23 protein-coding genes are annotated in these 20180 nt (G+C 64.5%); 11 read left to right on the plus strand and 12 right to left on the minus strand.

Annotation, left to right across the window (positions count from 1 at the left end; all coding sequences use genetic code 11):
• The 3 genes from QO014_RS22945 to QO014_RS22955 all read right to left on the minus strand — a co-directional run bounded on the left by QO014_RS22945 (position 1) and on the right by QO014_RS22955 (position 3124).
• A complete protein-coding gene (locus QO014_RS22945; protein ID WP_266351085.1) occupies positions 1–894 on the minus strand; it encodes a carbohydrate ABC transporter permease in 894 nt (297 codons plus the stop codon).
• A complete protein-coding gene (locus QO014_RS22950; RefSeq protein WP_370877199.1) occupies positions 891–1775 on the minus strand; it encodes a carbohydrate ABC transporter permease in 885 nt (294 codons plus the stop codon). The genes QO014_RS22945 and QO014_RS22950 overlap by 4 nt, the downstream gene beginning before the upstream one ends.
• A gap of 110 nt (positions 1776–1885) precedes the next feature.
• Positions 1886–3124, minus strand: coding sequence for an ABC transporter substrate-binding protein (locus tag QO014_RS22955; protein WP_266351087.1), 1239 nt, complete (start codon positions 3122–3124; stop codon positions 1886–1888).
• Between the two features lie 237 nt (positions 3125–3361).
• On the opposite strand from QO014_RS22955, the gene QO014_RS22960 reads away from it, so the two are divergent.
• On the plus strand, positions 3362–4375 hold the full coding sequence (locus QO014_RS22960) for a LacI family DNA-binding transcriptional regulator (protein ID WP_266351089.1): 1014 nt from the start codon (positions 3362–3364) through the stop codon (positions 4373–4375).
• Positions 4376–4381: 6 nt separating this feature from the next.
• On the opposite strand, the gene QO014_RS22965 is transcribed toward QO014_RS22960, so the two are convergent.
• Positions 4382–4879 carry a GNAT family N-acetyltransferase gene (locus QO014_RS22965; protein ID WP_266351090.1) on the minus strand — a complete coding sequence of 166 codons (498 nt, stop codon included), beginning with the start codon at positions 4877–4879 and terminating at the stop codon, positions 4382–4384.
• 19 nt (positions 4880–4898) lie between these two features.
• The gene (locus QO014_RS22970; RefSeq protein ID WP_266351091.1) at positions 4899–6704 is read right to left on the minus strand and encodes an ABC-F family ATP-binding cassette domain-containing protein; all 1806 of its coding nucleotides are present in this window, start codon (positions 6702–6704) and stop codon (positions 4899–4901) included.
• A 136-nt stretch (positions 6705–6840) separates the two neighbouring features.
• Here QO014_RS22970 and QO014_RS22975 point away from each other — a divergent pair, with 136 nt between their 5' ends.
• Positions 6841–7410, plus strand: a complete 570-nt coding sequence (locus QO014_RS22975) for a sigma-70 family RNA polymerase sigma factor (protein WP_370877200.1) — start codon at positions 6841–6843, stop codon at positions 7408–7410.
• Entirely contained in the window at positions 7400–8089 is a 690-nt protein-coding gene (locus QO014_RS22980) for an anti-sigma factor (protein ID WP_266351092.1), read from the plus strand. The genes QO014_RS22975 and QO014_RS22980 overlap by 11 nt, the downstream gene beginning before the upstream one ends.
• A 4-nt stretch (positions 8090–8093) precedes the next feature.
• Here the strand turns inward: QO014_RS22980 and QO014_RS22985 are convergent, their stop codons facing one another.
• Positions 8094–9272, minus strand: a complete 1179-nt coding sequence (locus tag QO014_RS22985) for an aminotransferase (protein ID WP_266351180.1) — start codon at positions 9270–9272, stop codon at positions 8094–8096.
• A gap of 374 nt (positions 9273–9646) precedes the next feature.
• Between QO014_RS22985 and QO014_RS22990 the strand changes: the two genes are divergently transcribed.
• On the plus strand, positions 9647–10219 hold the full coding sequence (locus tag QO014_RS22990; protein WP_266351093.1) for a fasciclin domain-containing protein: 573 nt from the start codon (positions 9647–9649) through the stop codon (positions 10217–10219).
• A gap of 298 nt (positions 10220–10517) precedes the next feature.
• On the opposite strand, the gene QO014_RS22995 is transcribed toward QO014_RS22990, so the two are convergent.
• Entirely contained in the window at positions 10518–10925 is a 408-nt protein-coding gene (locus QO014_RS22995; RefSeq protein WP_266351094.1) for a DUF4332 domain-containing protein, read from the minus strand.
• A 222-nt stretch (positions 10926–11147) separates the two neighbouring features.
• Between QO014_RS22995 and QO014_RS23000 the strand changes: the two genes are divergently transcribed.
• The 6 genes from QO014_RS23000 to QO014_RS23025 all read left to right on the plus strand — a co-directional run bounded on the left by QO014_RS23000 (position 11148) and on the right by QO014_RS23025 (position 16130).
• Complete coding sequence (locus QO014_RS23000) at positions 11148–12728, plus strand: helicase HerA-like C-terminal domain-containing protein (RefSeq protein WP_266351181.1); 1581 nt, start codon at positions 11148–11150, stop codon at positions 12726–12728.
• A 30-nt stretch (positions 12729–12758) separates the two neighbouring features.
• Positions 12759–13505 carry a DUF1194 domain-containing protein gene (locus tag QO014_RS23005; RefSeq protein WP_266351095.1) on the plus strand — a complete coding sequence of 249 codons (747 nt, stop codon included), beginning with the start codon at positions 12759–12761 and terminating at the stop codon, positions 13503–13505.
• Between the two features lie 57 nt (positions 13506–13562).
• Complete coding sequence (locus QO014_RS23010; RefSeq protein WP_266351096.1) at positions 13563–13799, plus strand: type II toxin-antitoxin system VapB family antitoxin; 237 nt, start codon at positions 13563–13565, stop codon at positions 13797–13799.
• 7 nt (positions 13800–13806) lie between these two features.
• Positions 13807–14055: a type II toxin-antitoxin system VapC family toxin gene (locus QO014_RS23015; protein ID WP_266351097.1), complete on the plus strand. Its 249-nt coding sequence runs from the start codon at positions 13807–13809 to the stop codon at positions 14053–14055.
• Between the two features lie 102 nt (positions 14056–14157).
• Positions 14158–15555 carry a M20/M25/M40 family metallo-hydrolase gene (locus tag QO014_RS23020; protein WP_266351098.1) on the plus strand — a complete coding sequence of 466 codons (1398 nt, stop codon included), beginning with the start codon at positions 14158–14160 and terminating at the stop codon, positions 15553–15555.
• On the plus strand, positions 15549–16130 hold the full coding sequence (locus QO014_RS23025; RefSeq protein WP_266351182.1) for an LOG family protein: 582 nt from the start codon (positions 15549–15551) through the stop codon (positions 16128–16130). Before QO014_RS23020 ends, QO014_RS23025 begins: the two co-directional genes overlap by 7 nt.
• A gap of 15 nt (positions 16131–16145) precedes the next feature.
• Here QO014_RS23025 and QO014_RS23030 read toward each other — a convergent pair whose 3' ends face one another.
• The 5 genes from QO014_RS23030 to QO014_RS23050 form a co-directional block, all read right to left on the minus strand.
• Entirely contained in the window at positions 16146–16985 is an 840-nt protein-coding gene (locus QO014_RS23030; protein ID WP_307259007.1) for an RNA polymerase sigma factor, read from the minus strand.
• Between the two features lie 3 nt (positions 16986–16988).
• Positions 16989–17372: a sigma factor gene (locus tag QO014_RS23035; RefSeq protein WP_307259008.1), complete on the minus strand. Its 384-nt coding sequence runs from the start codon at positions 17370–17372 to the stop codon at positions 16989–16991.
• A 19-nt stretch (positions 17373–17391) separates the two neighbouring features.
• Positions 17392–17667: a YciI family protein gene (locus tag QO014_RS23040; protein ID WP_266351099.1), complete on the minus strand. Its 276-nt coding sequence runs from the start codon at positions 17665–17667 to the stop codon at positions 17392–17394.
• A 201-nt stretch (positions 17668–17868) separates the two neighbouring features.
• Positions 17869–18798, minus strand: coding sequence for a cytochrome c (locus tag QO014_RS23045; protein WP_266351183.1), 930 nt, complete (start codon positions 18796–18798; stop codon positions 17869–17871).
• Between the two features lie 15 nt (positions 18799–18813).
• Complete coding sequence (locus QO014_RS23050) at positions 18814–19251, minus strand: c-type cytochrome (RefSeq protein WP_266351100.1); 438 nt, start codon at positions 19249–19251, stop codon at positions 18814–18816.
• Between the two features lie 300 nt (positions 19252–19551).
• Between QO014_RS23050 and QO014_RS23055 the strand changes: the two genes are divergently transcribed.
• Positions 19552–20151 (plus strand): superoxide dismutase, encoded by a 600-nt coding sequence (locus QO014_RS23055; protein ID WP_266351101.1) that lies wholly within the window; start codon positions 19552–19554, stop codon positions 20149–20151.
• Positions 20152–20180 lie beyond the last annotated feature (29 nt).

A 20180-nucleotide genomic window follows, 5' to 3' on the forward strand; every position in this document is an offset into this window, starting at 1 on the left:
TTACCCCTTCACGGCGCCGGCGGCGATGCCGCGAACGAACCAGCGGCCGGACACGAAATAGACGACGAGCGGGACGATGGCGGTCAGGATCGTGGCCGCCATGTTGACGTTGTATTCCTTCTCGCCAAAGCTCGAATTGACGACGTTGTTCAACTGGACCGTCATCGGGAAATTCTCGCGGCCGGCGAAGATGAGGCCGAACAGGAAGTCGTTCCAGATGCCGGTGATCTGCAGGATCGCCGCGACGACGATGATCGGCGTCGAGAGCGGCAGCATCAATTGCAGGAAGATCGCCCAGAAGCCGCCGCCATCGACGCGCGCCGCTTTGAACAGGTCGATCGGGATGCCGGCGTAGAAATTTCGGAACAGCAGCGTCATCAGCGGCAGGCCGAAGATCGCATGCACGAAGACGACGCCCGGGATCGAGTTGTACAGCGACACCATCGATAGCATCCGCACCAGCGGATAGAGAAACACCTGATAGGGGATGAACGCGCCGAGCAGCAGCACGCCGAACAGGATGTTCGCGCCCTTGGGCCGCCAGAAGGAGAGGGCGTAACCCGTCACCGCGCCGACCGAGATCGACAGGATGACGCTCGGGACCAGGATCTTGATCGAATTCAGCATGCCGACATGGATGCCGTTGCAGTTGAGGCCCGTGCAGGCGGACGACCACGCCTTGAACCAGGCGTCCAGCGAGGGCGCCATCGGCAGGGCAAACAGATTGCCGAGCCTGATCTCGTCCATCGGCTTCAGCGACGTCACGATCATGACGTAGAGCGGGATGAGGAAAAACAGCGCCGCGATGACGAGGAAGGCGTAGAGGCCGATGCGGCCGACCGTCAGGTGCTTCGGGCGCGGACCCGACGGTTCCGTGATGGCGGTACTGCTCATGACGCACTCCTCGGCGTGCGGAAGTACTGAACGTAGAGCCAGGGGGCCAAGACGCAGAGGACGGTGATCAGCATGACCGTCGAGGCTGCCGTCGCGAGGCCCAGATTCTGGCGCTGGAAGAGATATTCGATGACGAACTTCGCCGGCACTTCGGTCGATATGCCCGGGCCGCCATTGGTGAGCGCGACCACGAGGTCATAGACCTTGACCACGGCCGTCGCCAGCAGGACGGTCGCCGTGGCGAACATCGGCGCCAGGATCGGGATCACGATGTGAACATAGACGCGCCAGGTCGGGATGCCATCGACTTTGGCGGCTTTCCAGAGTTCGCCGTCGACGCCGCGCAGGCCTGCGAGCAGGATCGCCATGACGAGGCCCGAGGCCTGCCACATGCCGGCGAGCGCGATCACGTAGATCGCCCTGTCGCCGCGCGACAGCCAGTCGAAGGTGAAGCTCTCCCAGCCCCAGTTGCGCATGGTCTGCTGCACGCCAAGGGTCGGATTGAGCGTCCACTGCCAGACGAGGCCGGTGACGATGAAGGAGAGCGCATAGGGATAAAGAAAGATCGTGCGGAACACGCTTTCGGCGCGGATCTTCTGGTCGAGGAAGACGGCGAGCAGGAAGCCGAGGACCAGGCAGCCGGCGATGAAGAGCACGCCGAAGATCGCGAGGTTCTGGACCGATATGATCCAGCGTTCCGAGGCGAACAGGCGGCTATATTGCGTGAAGCCGACATAGTTCGAGACAGGGAAGACCTTCGAATTCGTGAAGGAGATCTGAATCGTCCAGATGATCGTGCCGATATAGGCGAAGATGACGATCAGCCAGGCCGGGGCGAGGGCGAGCTGCGCCATCCAGAAGCGTAGGAAGCGAGGTTTCAAATGTCCGCACTCCGGTTGTGCGCGCAGCAAGACGGGCCAAGCCGGGACTCATCGAGAGTGCCGGATCGTCGCGAAGATCCGGCCGGCTGGGAGCCGGCCGGACTTTGGAATTACTTCGCTGCGGCGAAGATGTCCGCGATCTTGGTCTGCAGTTCTTCCGGAGTCTGCGACGGCGTCGTCCAGAACTGCCCGATCACATCCTGCAGCGAGCCGAGCACGTCGGGGGTCTGCAGGAAGTCGGAGCCGGGGACCGAAGCGTCCGGCGTGGCGAGCAGCTTCAGGCCGGCCTGCGCGCAGGCATCGAGCTTGGAGGTGTCGACATCGCCACGAACCGGAACAGAACCCTTCTTCGCGTTGAACGCAACCTGGGTCTCAGGCGTCAGCATGGTGTGCGCGAGCAGCGCCTGTGCCTTCTGGGCGTCGGCATTGTCGGTCTTCGGGAAGACGAACACGTCGCCGCCGATCCAGTAGACCTGATGGCCGAGGCCGGGCGTGCAGCCGACTTCCTTGCCGGGGGTCAGGCCGGCGGCGAGAACTTCGCCCTTCGCCCAGTCGCCCATGAAGTTGAAGCCTGCCTTACCGGTCACGACGAGGCCCGTCGCCTGGTTCCACTGGCGGCCCTGCTGGCCCGCATCGCCGTATTCGCGAAGCTTGCCGAACGTCTGGGCGACCTTCAGGAAGTCGGCCGACTTGATTGCGTCGACATCGCCGTCCTGGAACACTTTCAGGAACAGGTCGCGGCCACCGACGCCGAGGAGGACGTCGTTGAAGAGCAGGACCTGCGTCCAGGCGTCACCCGACTGCGCCATCGGAATGACACCGGCGGCCTTCAGCTTGTCCATGGCGGCGAAGAGCTCGTCCCAGGTGGTCGGCGGCGTGATGCCGTTCGCCTCGAGCAGGGCGGTATTGTACCAGAGCCAGTTGTTGCTGTGGATGTTGACCGGAACGGCATAGAAATGGCCATCGCGGCTCACGGCCTTGATCAGAACCGGCGACAGGAACTTGTCCCAGCCATCGGCGGCGGCAACCGTGTCGAGGTTCGACAGCAGGCCCTGCGCGACGAGATCCTCGAACTGCTTGCCGGTGTTGAACTGCATGGCGGTTGGCGGGTTGCCGCCGACGATGCGGTTGATGCCGGCGGCACGCGCGGCTTCGCCACCGGCAATCGCGGCGTCGACCCACTCGCCGCCTGCGGCGTTGAACTGGTCGGCGAAGACGGCGACGGCAGCGGACTCACCGCCCGACGTCCACCAATGCAGAACCTCGGCCTTCTCGGCCGCGGCCACGGGCCCGGCCAGCAACGACAATACAGCCGCCGCCCCGAGAAGCTTCCTCGAGATATGCTTCATGCTTACTCCTCCCATGTTTAGGCAGCCTAAAAAGGCGAACCCACTCGACCAAACACCAAAGCCAACCTCTCCAGGACCTCGGTGCCCAAAACTTGTAATCGATTACATCTACTGTATTCTGTTGAAAACGGCTGTCAACGCGAATTTATTTTGCACTGCAAAAGAAGATTGAGGCCGATAAGGGAAGCCATGGGTGAGAAATCGCATCAAGGAGCCGGCGGATCGATGAGGCGTGCCGTGACGATTCAGGACGTGGCGCGTCGCGCTGGCGTCTCCACAGCCACGGTAAGCCGCGCTTTGGCGCTGCCCGACCAGGTCACGGATGCAACGCGCCAGTCGGTGATGTCGGCGATCCGGGAGACCGGCTACACGCCCAATGCTGCAGCGCGGTCACTTCGGGCCAAATCCACCAAAATGGTGCTGGTGCTGCTGCCCGGGATCGGCAATTCCTTCTTCACGCCGGTCCTCAACGCGCTGGAAGAGGTGTTCTCCGAGGGCGGCTACGGCGTGCTGATCGGCTATACGCGGCAGAATCGGAGCCGGGAGACCCATTATGCGCGGGTCATTCGGGCGGGGCAGGTGGATGGCGTCCTCGTCGTGACCGGCAATGTCCCGCGCGATGAGGAGTTCGTGGCCGTGCCGGCGACGGTGCCGATGTCGCTGATGTTCTCGGAGCTTCCCGGCACGGCGCAGTTCTCGGTCTTCGACGTCGCCAACCGGACGGCTTCGGCGACGATGGTTCGTTACCTGATCGAGCAGGGGCACCGGCGGATCGCCTGCATCCCGGGCGCCGAGGGCAGCCTCGAATCGGATGAGCGTCTCGCGGGTTATCAAGAAGCGCTCTCGGCCGCCGGACTGCCGATCGATCCCGATCTCATCTGGCGCGGTGCATCCAATTTCGATTTCATATCGGGCGAACGGGCGGCGGCACGCTATTTCGCCCTCGCGGAGAAGCCGACCGCGGTGTTCGCCGCCGCCGACGAAATCGCACTGGGCTTCATGCGCGCGTTGAAGAACCACGGGATCCGTATTCCCGAGGATGTGTCCGTCGTCGGCTTCGATGACACCGAATATGCGGTCCATTACGATCCGGCGCTCACGACCATGCGCCAGCCGCGCACGGAAATGGGGCGCCTCGCCGCCCGAGACCTGTTGCGCCGGATGGAAGCGAAAGGTGAGGCCGTGCCGACCTCGCATGTGCGGCTGCCCTGTGAGCTCGTGATCCGCGAGAGCGTACGTCCGCTCGTGTAGAGACCGTCAGGAGACGAAGAAGGCCGGGTGAAAGGCGATGCAGCCAACCGGTCGATATTCGTCGAACGAGCGGGCGAGGACGTGTTCGTCCGGTACGCCCTCGGTGACCAGTTGCGGGACGGTGACGAAACCGAACCGCCCATAATAGCGATGGTCGCCGGCAAGCACGCAGCCATGGGCGCCTGTCGCCTCCAGCATCTTGAGGCCGGTCGTGACGAGAGCCGTGCCGATCCCTTGCCTTTGGCGATCGGGCCGTACCGAGAGCGGGCCCAGCGCATACCAGGCGATGCTGCCGTCGGCGATCGTCACGGGCGAAAAGGCGACATGGCCAACGATCTCGCCCTTATCCTCCGCGACGAGCGAGATCGTCAGTGCATTCGCGGCGCGGAGCGCGTCGATGATCCGGTGCTCAGTCTGGTTGCTATAGGGATGGCCAGCGAAGGCCGCCTTGGTGATATCGGAAATGGCGGCGCGATCCGCTTCGGTCTCCGGACGTATGATCATCGCTCAGCATCCTCCCTGCTTAAGCGCCCAGTTCTTCCCGCAACATTTCGAGTGTGAGCCATTCCTCCTCGGCCGTCTCGCGCTCGGCTTGCGCCGCGGCAAGTCGCGCATTGGCTGTGTCGAACGCCTTGCGGTCGCTGGCAAACAGGTTCGGCTTTGCCAGCGTCGCCTCGAGCTTCGCGATCTCGGCCGTGAGCTTCTCGATTGTCTTCGGCAGCGTCTCGAGCGCGTGCTTCTGCTTGAAGGAGAGCTTGGCCTTTCCGACGGCTGGCCGTTCGGCCTGAGACTTCTTCTCCGCGTTGCGCTCGGCCTTGCCGCTGCTGCGCGCCGGTGCCGCCGCTCCGCGCTGCGCGAGCATGTCGGTGTAGCCGCCGGCATAGTCGGTCCACTTGCCGTCGCCTTCGGCGAGGATGATCGAAGTCGCTACGCGGTCGAGGAAGTCGCGATCATGGCTCACGAGCAGGATCGTGCCCGTATAGTCGTCGAGCATCTCTTCCAGGAGATCGAGTGTTTCGAGATCGAGATCGTTGGTCGGCTCGTCGAGGACCAGCAGGTTCGAAGGCCGGGCCAGCGCACGGGCGAGCATCAGTCGACCCCGCTCGCCACCGGAAAGCGCGGTGATCGGCGCGCGGGCCTGCTCGGGCGTGAACAGGAAGTCACGCATATAGCCGATGACGTGTCGCGCCTCGCCATTGACGATGACCGTATCGCCGCGACCGTCCGTCAGCGCGTCGGCGAGGCGAAGATTGGGGTCGAGGCTTTCGCGACGCTGGTCGAGCGTGACCATCTGCAGATTGGTGCCGAGCTTGATCGTGCCGCTGTCGGGCGCGAGTACGCCGGTCAGCAGATTGAGCAGCGTCGTCTTGCCGGCGCCATTGGCCCCGACGAGGCCGATGCGGTCGCCGCGCTGGATGCGGGTCGAGAAATCCTTGACGATCGGGCGTTCGCCGAAGCTTTTCGAGACATCGAAAGCTTCAACCACCGCCTTGCCGGAGACGTCGCCTTCGGTGGCGAGCAGCTTGACTGAACCGACCGCCTTGCGCTGGTCCCGACGCTCCTGGCGCAGGCCTTCCAGCTTGCGCAGGCGGCCCATATTGCGCTTGCGCCGCGCCGTGACGCCGTAGCGGACCCAATCAAGCTCCTGGCTGATCTTGCGATCGAGCCGTTCGCGCTCCTTCTCCTCTTCGTGCAGCACGTCGTCGCGCCAGTTCTCGAAGGCGGCGAAGCCCTGGTCGAGCCGACGCGTCGTGCCGCGGTCGAGCCAGAGCGTGGCGCGCGACAGCCGTTCCAGAAAGCGGCGATCATGGCTGATCAGCACGAGTGCCGAACGCATCGACTTCAGCGTCTCTTCCAGCCACTCGATCGCAGGCAGGTCGAGATGGTTGGTCGGCTCGTCGAGGAGCAGCACGTCCGGCTCGGGCGCAATGACGCGGGCGAGCGCAGCGCGGCGTGCCTCGCCGCCGGAGAGTCGGTCCGGCTTCTCCTCGCCCGTGAGGCCGAGCGCCTCGAGCAGCATGGTCGCGCGGTGCGGGTCGTCCCCCGGCCCGAGACCCGCCTCGACATAGGCGCGGGTATTGGCGAAGGCGGAAAGGTCCGGCTCCTGCGGCAGGTAGCGCAGCGTCGCCCCCGGCTGGACGAAGCGCGTGCCCGCATCGGCCTCGATCATGCCGGCCGCGATCTTCAGCAAGGTCGATTTGCCGGAGCCGTTCCGTCCAACGAAGCAGAGGCGTTCGCCGGCTGAGACCGAAAGCGTCGCATTCTCGATCAGCGGTCGGCCGCCGAAGGAGAGACGAATATCCTGAAGGAGAAGAAGAGGAGGAGCCATGGGGCCGGATGTATCGGGCGAACCGCCGCCGGGCAAGCGGAACAGCAGCGTTTCGCGCGATCATCGATGAGACCATGGTCGAACGACCGGAATTGCCCTAATTTGCGGCTGAATTGTTCCGGCCGGGAGGACCGTTTTGCTCGGATCGACATCGGACGGGGCGCCGCAGGGCGAACTCGTGACCCTCATGGCCGCCGTGGCGTCACGAAACGAGGCAGCGTTCAAGACGCTCTATGAGCGGACTTCCGCGAAACTTTTCGCCGTGGTGCGGCGTATCTCGGTCAGTGAGGCAGCGGCCGAAGAGGCCCTGCAGGAGGCCTGGGTCAGGATCTGGAATAACGCTGACCGTTTCGATCCGGCTGTTGCGTCGCCCATCACATGGATGACGACGATCGCGCGCCATACGGCCATCGATTCCGTGCGGCGCGGGGCGGAGCGTGTCTCCGCAACCGCGATCGAGATCGACGAGGAACTGGCGGAGAAATTGCCGGCTCCGGGAGCGACCGCCGATGGCCTGGGAGGGCCGCACTTGCGGCGCTGCCTCGATGGATTGGAAGCGGACCGAAGGGGCATGGTCCTGCTGGCATATTGTTACGGCTGGAGCCGGGAGGAACTGTCCCGTCGCTTCGACCGGCCTGTCGCGACGGTCAAGACCGTTCTGCGCCGGAGCCTGATCGCCTTGAAGGAGTGCCTCGGTGGCCGTTGACGACGACATTGAAGGATTGGCCGCGGAATATGTTCTCGGAACGCTCGACCCGTCGGAGCGACGGGACGTCGAGGCCCGTATCGAACGCGATCCAGCCTTGGCCGTCGCGGTCGGTGGCTGGGCCGGCCGGCTTCAGCCGCTGGCAGATCTGGCGGGTGAGATCCCGCCGCCGGTCTCGGCCTGGAAATCCATCCTTGCCCGTATTCGTGATGCTGGCGAGGCAGGCCGCGTCCTGGTGCTGGAACGGACAGTTCGGCGCTGGCGCCTGGCGACGGTGGGCGTCGGCATCGCGGCCGCCGTGCTGGCCGTCATCGTTGGCAGTGATCGGCTCGTGCCGCCTCCGCCCGCGCCCGGCCTCAGTTACGTCGCCGTGCTGAATGGCGAGGCGGGGCAGCCGGCATTCGTCGCAGCAGTCGATACCGGCAGTGGAACGATCCGCCTGCGCCGCATCGGCGAGGCGCCGCCGCCGGACAAGAGCTATGAATTGTGGCAGGTGCCGGCGTCAGGGCCGACCGTATCGATGGGTGTCGCCGACAATCTGAGCGATCTGAAGAAGCTCAACGTCTCCCTCAAGGATGGCGAAAAGCTCGCCATCTCGCTCGAGCCGAAGGGTGGTTCGCCGACTGGGCAGGCGACGGGACCGATCGTCTATGTCGGCGCGCTGCTGCCGGCCGAATAGGCCGTCAGGCGACGGCCTTCACCCGCGTGCTGATCCACTGGCCGAGCCGCTCCAGGGCGGCGTCGAGGATTTCGTCGCGCTTCGAGAAGCAGAAGCGGACAAATTGCGTGGGCGCCGCTCCGGCATAAAAGGCGGAGACCGGCACGGCGGTGACGCCTGCCTCGATCGTCATGCGCTTGCAGAGTTCGACGTCGTCGCCCGCAAGGCCGAGCGGCGTCACGTCGGCGGTGACGAAATAGGTGCCGTCGCAGGGCGCTACAGCGAAGCCGAGATCGGCCAGCCCGGCGGAGAGCCGGTCGCGCTTTGCCGCCAGCGCGCCTGACAACTCGGCATAATAATCATCGCCCTTGCCCAGACCGAAGGCCACGGCCTTCTGCAGGTTGGCCGGCGTCGTGAAGGTGGTGAACTGGTGCGCCTTGGCGATGGGGTCGAGCAGATGCGGCGCGGCCGTGACATAGCCGACCTTCCAGCCGGTCAGCGAAAAGGTCTTGCCGGCCGAACCGATGCGCACCGAACGCTCGCGCATACCGGGAAGCGTCATCAGCGGGATATGCGGCGCGCCGTCGAAGATGATGTGCTCATAGACTTCATCGCAGATCGCATAAGTGTCGAAGGCGACGCAGAGCTCGGCGATGAGGTTCAGCTCATCTCGCGAAAAGACCTTCGCCGCCGGGTTCATCGGATTGTTGATGAGGATTGCCTTGGTCTTGTCGGAGAAGGCGGCGGCGAGCGCGTCGCGATCGAGCTTCCATTCCGGCGGCGTCAAACGCACCAGCCGCGGAATGCCGCCGGCTCGCTTCACCAGAGGCAGGTAGCAATCATAAAGCGGCTCGATCAGCACGACTTCGTCACCCGGCTCGATCAGGGCGGCGATGATGTCCGAGAGCGCCTCAGTCGCCCCTGATGTCACGAGCACCTCGGTCTTCCAATGGACGTCGAGGCCGTAGAAGCGCTTGTTGGAGGCGGCCACGGCCTGACGAAGCTCGGGAACGCCCATCATCGGCGGATACTGGTTCGGACCCGTGATCAGCGCGTCGGCTGCAAAGCGCCGCACGTCCTCGGGGCCGTCGACATCGGGGAAACCCTGCCCGAGATTGATGGATTGATGTTCGATCGCCAGCCGCGACATGACCTCGAAGATCGTCGTGGGCAGACCGGTATAGACAGCGTTGGTGGACTTCATCATGCGCTCCGCTGGGCCGCGGGACATTATGGCGGCTATGCGAAGGGTGCAAGCAAAGCCATGGCGCGAATGGCTCGTTTGCGAGCAAGGCATTCGGATTGGCTCGTGTGGCGATCACGGCGTCGTGATCGCATCTTTTTCCGGCCGATGAAACCGTTCTCCGTAGCGCTCGTATAAATCGATGTAGGAAGCGTAACCGAGAATAAATCAGGACAGTCAGGAAGTTCAGTTTCGGTGGACGTCGATTGAAATCGATGGTTCCCCATGGGGAAACCGTTGCCTGAACAATGAATGTTCGGATCAAGTCCGATTGCCGCTTCATGATTTGAGAATGGTCATTAATGACCGCAAATATCACCGAAGGAGAGCTCGCCATGTCTCGTTTTTCGACTGCAATTCGCGCGGCTGCGATCGCCGCGATTGCGCTGTCCGGCACTGTCGCCGTCTCGGCTCCCGCCTATGCCAAGACCGTGATGGTCGGTGGGGCGCCGATGTCTCCGACCAAGAATATCGTCCAGAACGCCGCCAATTCGAAGGATCACACCACGCTTGTTGCTGCCGTGAAGGCCGCGGGGCTGGTGGATACACTGTCGGGCCCCGGCCCGTTCACCGTGTTCGCACCAACCAATGAGGCCTTTGCGAAGCTCCCGGCCGGTACGGTGGAAACGCTGGTCATGCCCGCCAACAAGGCCAAGCTCACCAGCATCCTGACCTATCACGTGATCCCGGGCCGCATCTCGGCCGCCGATATCATGGCCGCCGCGAAGAAGATGAACGGCGTCGTCGAATACAAGACCGTCGAAGGCGAGAGCCTGAAGTTCCAGGTCATGGGCAAGAAGATCTGGATCATCGACTCCAAGGGTGACAAGGCTCGGGTCACGATCCCGAATGTCTACCAGTCGAATGGCGTCATCCACGTCATCGATACGGTTCTTCTTCCGGGCTAATCTTTTCGATCATCCCGATCTGGCCAACCATACGGTCAGCGAGAGGGAAGGACCGGCGATGTCGGTTCTTCCAACTTATTTTTGCGATCCGTGAAACCAGTCCCGCGTCGGCGCGTATTAGGAGTGAGTTGGCCGTATGCTGCTCGACCCTGCGCCAGTATCTCGGTCTTGCCTGGCCGAAATCGATGCGCAAGAGTGCCGCCCCTGATGCCCCCGCCTTGAGGGGCGGCACTTCTTTTTTTATTCAAGGTCAATGGGTTGGCTGGATCGCGCTCAGTGCGCCGCCAGCCGCTCCCTGTCAGTACGTCATCGTCGGCGGCAGGGTCTTGGCTTCCTCGATCCAATCCGCGACCTGCTTCTCGGACGGAAGCTGGCGCACCAGTTTCTTCGCCGTATTGATCTCGGCCATCTTGGCCGTGAGGTTATCGGCGCGGCGCGTCTTCAGCTCCTTGACCGTATCGACACCTGCGGCCTCAAGTAGTTCCGAGTATTCCTCGGCCACACCTTTGATGCGCATGAGATCGGCCATATTGGTCCATTTCAGGATCCGCGGCTCTTCGATACCGGACTTCTCGGCAAGTGTCTTGCGCCCTTTGGGGTCCTTGCCCGCTTCGAGCAATGCGCCGGTCGTCGTGATTCCGGCGGCCTTGAGCTTATCGGCATATGCCGGTCCGATACCTTCGATATCCTTGATCGGATAAGACATTTTCTTGTCTCCCTTGCCCGAGACTCGAGCGATCGCACGGTCTCTGACAGATGTTCACCCGCCTTTGCCTTGATGGCAAGTATTGCACGTCACAACCGCCGCGGTGACTTTCGCGACTTGCCGCGTTTGCGTCGTGCGATTGCGCTCCTGTAGACTCTTCGATGCGTTTCGTTGCCGAGACGTTGCCTTGACGTTGTCTTTGAGGAGCCGTTCCGAATGCCCATGCTGCAAGCCGACAGGATCTATCTCGGGACGAGCACCAAGCCCGAATATCTGCTTCTCGGCCTCGCCAACCGGCATGGGCTGGTGACGGGAGCGACCGGCACCGGCAAGACGGTCACGCTTCAGGTTATGGCGCAGGATCTCTCGGACCACGGCGTCCCGGTCTTCTGCGCCGATATCAAGGGCGACCTCTCCGGCATCGCGATGCCCGGCGAGCCGAAGGACTCTCTCCTGAAGCGGGCGGAGGAGATCGGCTTCAAGGACGAATACAAGTTTGAGGGTTGCCCGACGATCTTCTGGGACCTGTTCGGCCAGCAGGGCCATTCGATCCGCACCACTGTCAGCGAGATGGGCCCGCTGCTGCTGGCGCGGTTCATGGATCTGAACGACGTCCAGGAAGGCGTGCTGACGATCGCCTTCCGCGTCGCCGACGAGCAGGGCCTGCTGCTCCTCGATCTCAAGGACCTGCGCGCCATGCTCGGCTATCTCGCCGAGAACGCCGACACCATCGGCGCGAAATACGGCAACGTCAGCAAGGCATCGGTCGGCGCGATCCTCCGCCAGTTGCTGATCCTCGAAAATCAGGGCGGCGACGCGTTCTTCGGCGAGCCTGCGCTGCAGATCGCCGATCTGATGCGCACCACCGTCGATGGCCGCGGCGTCGTCAGCGTGCTCGCCGCCGACAAGCTGATGAGCTCGCCGCGCCTCTATGCGACGTTCCTGCTCTGGCTGATGTCGGAGCTGTTCGAGGTCTTGCCGGAGGTCGGCGATCCTGAGAGGCCGCGCCTCGTCTTCTTTTTCGACGAAGCCCATCTGCTGTTCGACGAGGCGCCCAAGGCGCTGCTCGACAAGGTCGAGCAGGTTGTGCGGCTCATCCGCTCGAAGGGCGTCGGCGTCTATTTCGTGACGCAGAACCCGATCGACGTGCCGGAGACCGTGCTCGGCCAGCTCGGCAACCGCGTGCAGCATGCGCTGCGGGCCTTCACGCCGCGCGACCAGAAGGCCGTCAAGGTCGCCGCCGAGACGTTCCGTCCCAACCCGGCCTTCAAGACGATGGACGCCATTACGCAGCTCGCCGTCGGCGAGGCGCTGGTCTCGACGCTGGAGCCGAAAGGCATTCCGAGCATGGTCGAGCGCACCTTCATTCGCCCGCCATCCTCCCGCATGGGGCCCGTCACCGAGGAGGAGCGGCGGCGGATCATCGCCGCGAGCCCGGTCGGGATCACCTATGACCGCACGATCGACCGGGAATCGGCCTTCGAAGTACTCGGCAAGCAGGCCGGCGAGATCGCGGCGCAGCAGGGGCAGGGCGCGCCGGCCGGCACGGACCCCAGCGCCCCGCCGGCGCCCGGCGGGTTCGATGTCGGCAACATTCTGGGCTCGCTGCTCGGCACCAATCGCCGGCGCGGCGAGCGCCTCACTGCGACACAGCGCGTCGCCCGCGAGGTCACACGCACGGTCACGAACCGCGTGGCCGGCCAGGTCGCGGCCGATGTCGGCAAGAGCATTGGCGGTTCCGTCGGCGGCTCGGTCGGTCGCGCCATCGTGAGAGGCATACTCGGCAACATTCTGCGAAGCTGACGGTAATCCGAAGCCAGGAGATGCTCGCCAATGCGGTTCTCCATCCCTCTCGCATTGGCCGTCCTGGTTTCCGCCCCGGTGATCGCCGCCGCGCAATCGGCCGAGCCGGTCGACGTCGAGCTGGTTCTGGCCGCTGACGGATCGGGTTCGATCGACGATGACGAGCTCGCCTTGCAGCGGCGGGGCTATGCCGAGGCGGTCACGAGCGCCGAGGTGCTGTCCGCCATTCGCGGTGGGCTGATCGGCCGGATCGCCGTCATCTATGTCGAATGGGGCGGGCCGGCCTCGCAGCACACGATCGTCGACTGGCATATCATCGAGGATCAACCGAGCGCACGGATTTTCGCCGACAAGCTCCTTTCCAGCCCGCGACAGGCCTTCGGCTATAATTCGATCTCCGGCGCCATCGCCTATGGCGCTGACCGAATCCGCGAGAACGCCTTTGACGGCCTGGCGAAGGTGATCGACGTCTCGGGCGATGGGCCGCAGATCGGTGGCCCGCCCTTGCCGGAGACGCGCGCCGCAGCGCTGGCCGAGGGCATCGTCATCAACGGCCTCGTCATCAGGCGCCCCGGCGGCTCCGTGCGCGGCGTGATGGGCGGCAGTCTGTCCGATCACTATGCCCGCGATGTCATCGGTGGCCCCGGCTCGTTCGTGGTCACGGCCGACGAGACGCGGAGCTTCGCGCAGGCCGTGCGCCAGAAGCTGGTGAAGGAGATCGCGGCGCTGGATCAGGAGTTGCAGGAGGCGCAGGAGGCGCGGACGGCCCTGGACTGATCATTGTTCCGACCCTGTGTAGACGCTACATTGTGGCTGTCTACGCAGGAGGCTTTCATGCCGCTCAGCATACGCAGCGAAGAGGTCAACCGGTTGGCCGAGGAACTGGCCGCCAAGCGCCATGTGACGAAGACCGAGGCCGTGAAGCTGGCGCTGGTCAACGAGTTGCAGCGCGAGCAGGTCCAGAAGACCCCGATGGAGCGTATCAGGGAGATACAGGACAGGGTCGCGGCCCTCCCGAAATCGGGTCTGGAGGCGGACAAGGCGTTCTACGATTCGCTGAACGACGAATGAACGTCCAATGGGGGAGACGCTTGTGCGCGGCTTGCTCGACGCGATGCAGATTCGCATCGAGCCGGTAACAGCCGAGCATGCCGACGAGGCGCTGCGCGCCCATGCCCGCTACGGCAAGGGGCGCAGCCATCCCGCCCAGCTCAACATGGGCGACTGTTTCGCTTATGCAGTCGCCAAGTCCCGCCGCGCCGCCTTGCTCTACAAGGGCAATGATTTCGGCTATACCGATTTAAGGTCGGCCACGGAGTCTACGTGACAACCGAGACGTCCGGCCGCGCGGGCCGCGCCTTCCTTTTGGCCTTGCCTCGGCGTATCACCCTCTCACAGTCCCCATCCGTCATCTTCCGAGGAGCCGCTTGTGTCCGACCGTCTTTCCGACGTCCTCGCCCATATTGATTCCGATATCGACAACAGCCTCGAGCGGTTGTTCCGGCTGATCGAGATCCAGTCCATCTCGACCGATCCCGCTTTCGCCGGCGCCTGCCTGCAGGCGGCCGAATGGCTCGCCGATGCGCTGAAGGGTGTCGGTTTCGATGCCGGCGTGCGACCGACCCCGGGCCATCCCATGGTCGTCGGCCACGCCAAGGAGGGCGCCGGCCCGCATGTGCTCTTCTATGGCCATTACGACGTGCAGCCGGTCGATCCGATCGACCTTTGGGAGACCGATCCCTTCGCGCCGCGCATCGTGACGGCCGCCGACGGCTCGAAGCAGATCGTCGCGCGCGGCTCGTCCGACGATAAGGGCCAGTTGATGACCTTCATCGAAGCCTGCCGCGCCTGGAAGGCGGTCACCGGCAAGCTGCCGATCCCGGTTTCGATCCTCCTCGAAGGCGAGGAAGAATCGGGCGGCCCGAGCCTCGTTCCCTTCATGAAGGCCAACAAGGACGAGCTGACCGCCGATTTCGCCTTCGTTTGCGACACGGGCATGTGGGACAAGCAGACGCCGGCCGTCACCACCATGCTGCGCGGTCTCGTCGGTGAGGAAATCACCATCACTGCTGCCAAGCGCGACCTGCATTCGGGCATGTATGGCGGCGCGGCGCGCAATCCGATCCATGTGCTGGTCTCGATCCTCGACGGGCTGCGCGACGAGAACGGCCGGATCACGCTTCCCGGCTTCTATGACGGCGTCGGCGAATTGCCGCCGGCCATCAAGGCGCAATGGGATGCGCTGGGCTTCGATTCGGCCAAGTTCCTCGGCGATGTCGGCCTTTCGATCCCGGCAGGCGAGATCGATCGCTCGGTGCTCGAAAAGATCTGGGCGCGGCCGACCTGCGAGGTGAACGGTATTTCAGGCGGCTATACCGGCAAGGGCTTCAAGACGGTTATCCCCTCGCAGGCCTTCGCGAAGATCTCGTTCCGCCTCGTCGACAAGCAGGATCCCGACAAGATCCGCGCCGCCTTCCGCGACTATGTCCGCTCGAAGCTGCCGGCCGATTGCAGCGTCGAGTTCTCGCCCCATGGCGGCTCGCCGGGCATCCGCCTGCCGGGCGACCTGCCGGCGCTGGTCAAGACGCGCCAGGCGCTGACCGAGGAATGGGGCAGGGACTGCGTCACCATCGGTTCGGGCGGCTCGATCCCCGTCGCCGGTGATTTCCAGTCCGTGCTCGGCATGGATGCGCTGATGGTCGGCTTTGCGCTCGATGACGACCGCATCCATTCACCGAACGAGAAATACGACGTCTCCAGCTATCATGGCGGCATCCGCTCCTGGGCGCGCATTCTCGCCGCCCTGTCCGAAAAGGCGCAATCGTGAGGGTCTGCGTCTTCTGTGGTTCCAGCGAGGGATTTCGGCCCGAATATCGCCAGACGGCGATCGCGCTTGGTCGCGCCATCGCGCTCAGGGGCGACGAACTCGTCTATGGCGGCTCGAAGGTTGGGTTGATGGGCGCGGTCGCCGATGCGGTGCTCGCCGCCGGCGGCAAGGCGATCGGCGTCATCCCGACGGCGCTGCGCGACAAGGAAATCGCGCATCAGGGACTGACGGAACTCCACATCGTCGGCTCGATGCACGAGCGCAAGGCGATGATGGCTGACCTCTCTGGCGGCTTCGTCGCGCTGCCCGGCGGCATCGGCACGCTGGAGGAACTGTTCGAGATCTGGACGTGGGCCCAACTCGGCTATCACGAGAAGCCGGTCGGCGTGCTCAATGTCTCGGGCTTCTACGGCAAGCTGCTCGCCTTCCTCGATGACCAGTCGGCGGAAGGCTTCGTCCGCCGCGAGCATCGCGACATGCTGATCGTCGAGGAGGACCCCGTGCGCCTGCTCGAGCGCTATGCCCACTACGATCCGCCGAAGATCGCGAAGTGGATCAAGGCGAGCGAGCGCTGAACGCTCGTCGAGTGATCAACTCAGAAGATGGTTGCTTCGCAGTTCGAGGTAGCGGCGCGCAGCCGGATCGTTGGCCAGCCGGATCGCCGTAGCATAGTGGGCGCGTGCGGCGTCGATCTGTCCGGACCGTGCAAGAAGCTCGGCCCGGGCCGCGTGATAGGGCTGGTAGGCCGCGACGCGCGCCGGTTCGATTTCATCGAGCAGGGCCAGCCCCGCTTCCGGTCCGCGGGAGTCAGCCCATGCGACCGCGCGGGCGACAGCCAAGCCGATCCGTGGCGCCAACCGCCAGAGTGCCTCGTGAAGCTGGGCGATGATCGCATTGTCGGGCTCCCCGATGAGCCGGTGTCCGATATGGGCCGACTGGAGGGAGGCCTCGAGCTGAAACCGCCCGGGCCGCTTCGCCGTCGCGGCGGCGCGCAGAATCGTCTCAGCCTCATGCAGCATGCCGCGCGACCAGAGCGACACGTCCTGCTCCGAGAGCGGGACATAGTCACCGGTCACCGTTCGTCGAGCGGGCCGACGTGCCTCGCAATAGAGCATGAGCGCCAGCAGACCCCGGACCTCCGGCTCTTCGGGCAGCAGCGACTGGATCGCGCGGCCGAGCCAGATCGCCTCCCGCGTCAGGTTGGAGCAGCGTTCGTCGGCGCCGGCGACATCGTCCCAGCCGCTGCCATAGGCCGCGTAGATCGCCTCGAGAACACTGTCGAGGCGGACGGGCAGTTCCGAGGCCTCGGGGACCGCGAAGGGAATGCCCGCATCGCGGATCTTGACCTTGGCGCGCACGAGCCGCTGGCCCATCGCACTCGCCGGAATGAGGAAGGCCGTGGCGATTCGCGCCGCGTCGAGGCCGAGCACGGTCTACAGCATCAACGGGGCGTGGATGGCGGGGTCGATCGCCGGATGGGCGCAGACGAAGAGCAGTTTGAGTCTCTCGTCCGGAAAGCGAGCGCTGGCCAAATCCGTCTCCTCCGCGACCTCGGTCAGCAGCGCGAGCGAGCGTGACAGCAGCGCGTCGCTGGAGGACCGCCGGGCGCGGTCGATCAGGCGTCGGCGCGCGACGGCGAGCAGCCATCCCTCCGGCCGGTCCGGCACGCCCTGGACCGGCCATTGCTCCAGCGCGGCGAGCACGGCATCGCCGAGCGCATCTTCTGCGGCTGCCAGATCGTGATCGCGGGCCGAGAGAATGGCGATGAGACGGCCGAAGCTCTCGCGAACGGATTGCTCGACCGCCTCTGTTGCCAAGGTGCTTGCCGCGGCTCGCTCACATCGACGGCAGCGTCGGGCGGACCTCGACGCCGCCGACCGGCGCGCAGGGCGCCTTGGCGGCCCAGGCGAGCGCGGCATCGATATCGTCGACCTCGATCACGAAAAAGCCGGCCAGCTGCTCTTTCGCGCTTGCAAAGGGCCCATCCTGAACCTGGTTCTGCCCGTCTCGAATGCGCAGCGAGGTTCCGGTCTCCGGCGCCAACAGGCCTGCGCCGGAGCGGGCAACGCCGGACGCGCTGATTTCATCGATATAGGCCGCCAGGCGCCCCAATAGGCCTGCGTCTCGGCGCTGTGGTCGCGCGACGTGAACTGCTGATCGGTTTCATAGAAGAGAAGCGCATATTGCATGATGGTCTCCGATGCGTGTTCGGCGCGGACCGCTGCCGGAAGCGGGATTATTCCCTTGCTTCACGACAATGTCGCGGGCGCTCCGACGATTCAGACATCGGCCGCAAGAAAAATCCTGATGGTGTCAGGGAGCCGCGGATTGGCCGGTTGAGGCCAACGGCGGCACGTCCTTGAGATAGGCGGCGATCGCCTGACGGTCCTCGTCGGAGAGCTTCGCCATGTTCTCCTGCACTTCAACCATCGTCCCGCCGACCGAATCGAAATCGGGCGTGAAGCCGGTCTTCAGGAAGTTGGCGATGTCGTCGGCCGACCAGTCGCCGATGCCGCCTTCGCCGGGCGTGATGTTCGGCACGGTTCCCTTGCCACTCGGATCGGGCGCGCCGCCGAGCGCGCGGCTCCGGTCGAGGCCGCCAAGAGCGGTGCGCGGCGTGTGGCACTCGTTGCAATGGCCCGGCCCTTCGACCAGATAGGCGCCGCGATTGATCTCGTCACTCTTGGACGGCACGGGCTCGAAGGTCTGTCCGTCGAGATAGAGCAGCTTCCAGAGGCCGATGCCGCGGCGGATCCCGAACGGGAAGGGCAGTTCGTGTGGCTTGTTCGCTGTCGTGACGGCCGGCAGCGTGTCGAGGAAGGCCTTCAGATCGACGAGATCGGCGATCGTCATGCGCTGGTAGGAGGTATAGGGGAAGGCCGGATAGAGATGCGAGCCGTCCGGCGCCAGTCCCTGCTTCATCGCATTGACGAAGTCGAGCGTCGACCAGTTGCCGATGCCGTTGGTCTTGTCGGGCGACAGGTTGGGCGCGTGGAAGGTGCCGAATGGCGAGGCGATCGCGACGCCGCCACCGAGCTTGAGCCGATCCTCGCCCGTCGCGCCAGGGGCCGCATGGCAGGAGGCGCAGCCTCCCGCCCAGAACAGCGTCTCGCCCTTCGCCGCATCGCCAGGGACGTCCGGCAGCACCGCTGCCGAAAGCGGCTGCGGCCTGGTCAGATACCAGAACGCGCCGCCGCCGAATATGGCGATTGCGGCGAGGCCGATGGCGAGACGGCGGACGATCACGATATCGGCCGATCAGTCGGCGAGCCGGTAGCTCTGGTGGCAGCCCTTGCAATTGGACCCGACGACCGCGAACGCCGCCTTGAAGGCGTCTGCGCCCGCGCCAGCAGCTGTCGCGGCAGCGGTGGCGTCACTGGCGAGCTTGGCCGCATGGGCCTCGAAATCCGCCTTGTTCTGCCAGATGGCGGGCGAGGCTCTGCCGTCGGCCTTTTCGGAGCCTTCCGGGAAGAGGGTGGCGAAATTCGTCGCGGCGGCGGCGACCTTCTCCATCTCGGCCTTCGCGGCGGCGGCATCGAACGTTCCGCCCTGCACAAAAGCGGATGCAGCCTTCATGGAGCGTCCGATCGTCTTCATGTCCGCCTCGCGCTGCGCGCCGAGATCGGAGGCGGCCATGGCCATTCCCGCAATGCCAAGGGTGAGGGCAAAGCCCGCTACAGCCAGAATGCGACGCATGCGAAGGAATCTCCGTTGTGGTGTTCGGAACGCGCGCGGACTTTCGCCCGCCGCCTCCCGGCAAGGCAAGTCAGCATCCCTTCCATAACGCAAATATGATGCCGCCGTGATGACGATCGCGGGTCGATCTTGCCGGACCGTGGGCCGCAGCCGAAACGTCCTCATCTTGATTGTTCATCCCCTGTCGAGAGCGGTTGCCGCCACGCGACGAGGTGCCTATGTTGCCTGCGGAACATTCCCGCCGGTGTGCCGTTTCCAATGCGGCACCCACCCCCACGACATCGTCGACAGGAGAGTCCAATGGCCTTCGAACTTCCCCCGCTTCCCTATGATTACGAGGCGCTCGCGCCCTTCATGTCGAAGGAGACGCTCGAGTACCACCACGACAAGCACCACCAGGCCTATGTGACCAACGGCAACAACCTGCTGAAGGACTCGGGCCTCGAGGGCAAGAGCCTAGAAGACGTCGTCAAGGAGAGCTATGGCAAGAATGCCGGCCTCTTCAACAATGCCGCCCAGCACTACAACCACGTTCTGTTCTGGAACTGGCTGAAGAAGGATGGTGGCGGCAAGTCGCTGCCGGGCAAGCTGCAGACGGCTTTCGACGCCGATCTCGGCGGCTACGACAAGTTCAAGGCCGACTTCATCGCCGCCGGCACGACGCAGTTCGGCTCCGGCTGGGCCTGGGTCGCGGTCAAGGATGGTAAGCTCTCCATCTCCAAGACCCCGAACGGCGAGAACCCGCTGATCCACGGCGCGACCCCGATCCTCGGCGTCGACGTCTGGGAGCACTCCTATTACATCGACTATCGCAACGCTCGCCCGAAATATCTCGAGGCGTTCGTCGACAGCCTGATCAACTGGGACTACGTCCTCGAGCTCTACGAGAAGGCCGTCTAAGGCCTGATCGCGCTTGCGATTTTCCCTCC

Origin of the sequence: Kaistia dalseonensis (genome assembly GCF_030814715.1) — a bacterium.
In the GTDB taxonomy this organism is placed as follows: Bacteria; Pseudomonadota; Alphaproteobacteria; order Rhizobiales; family Kaistiaceae; genus Kaistia; species Kaistia dalseonensis.

Bases quoted from the DNA above. Each gene is read 5' to 3' on its own strand.
- QO014_RS22945 (WP_266351085.1), bottom strand. From the start codon at position 894: ATGAGCAGTACCGCCATCACGGAACCGTCGGGTCCGCGCCCGAAGCAC.
- QO014_RS22955 (WP_266351087.1), bottom strand. From the start codon at position 3,124: ATGAAGCATATCTCGAGGAAGCTTCTCGGGGCGGCGGCTGTATTGTCG.
- QO014_RS22965 (WP_266351090.1), bottom strand. From the start codon at position 4,879: ATGATCATACGTCCGGAGACCGAAGCGGATCGCGCCGCCATTTCCGAT.
- QO014_RS22970 (WP_266351091.1), bottom strand. From the start codon at position 6,704: ATGGCTCCTCCTCTTCTTCTCCTTCAGGATATTCGTCTCTCCTTCGGC.
- QO014_RS22985 (WP_266351180.1), bottom strand. From the start codon at position 9,272: ATGAAGTCCACCAACGCTGTCTATACCGGTCTGCCCACGACGATCTTC.
- QO014_RS22990 (WP_266351093.1), top strand. From the start codon at position 9,647: ATGTCTCGTTTTTCGACTGCAATTCGCGCGGCTGCGATCGCCGCGATT.
- QO014_RS22995 (WP_266351094.1), bottom strand. From the start codon at position 10,925: ATGTCTTATCCGATCAAGGATATCGAAGGTATCGGACCGGCATATGCC.
- QO014_RS23000 (WP_266351181.1), top strand. From the start codon at position 11,148: ATGCTGCAAGCCGACAGGATCTATCTCGGGACGAGCACCAAGCCCGAA.
- QO014_RS23005 (WP_266351095.1), top strand. From the start codon at position 12,759: ATGCGGTTCTCCATCCCTCTCGCATTGGCCGTCCTGGTTTCCGCCCCG.
- QO014_RS23010 (WP_266351096.1), top strand. From the start codon at position 13,563: ATGCCGCTCAGCATACGCAGCGAAGAGGTCAACCGGTTGGCCGAGGAA.
- QO014_RS23015 (WP_266351097.1), top strand. From the start codon at position 13,807: ATGGGGGAGACGCTTGTGCGCGGCTTGCTCGACGCGATGCAGATTCGC.
- QO014_RS23050 (WP_266351100.1), bottom strand. From the start codon at position 19,251: ATGCGTCGCATTCTGGCTGTAGCGGGCTTTGCCCTCACCCTTGGCATT.
- QO014_RS23055 (WP_266351101.1), top strand. From the start codon at position 19,552: ATGGCCTTCGAACTTCCCCCGCTTCCCTATGATTACGAGGCGCTCGCG.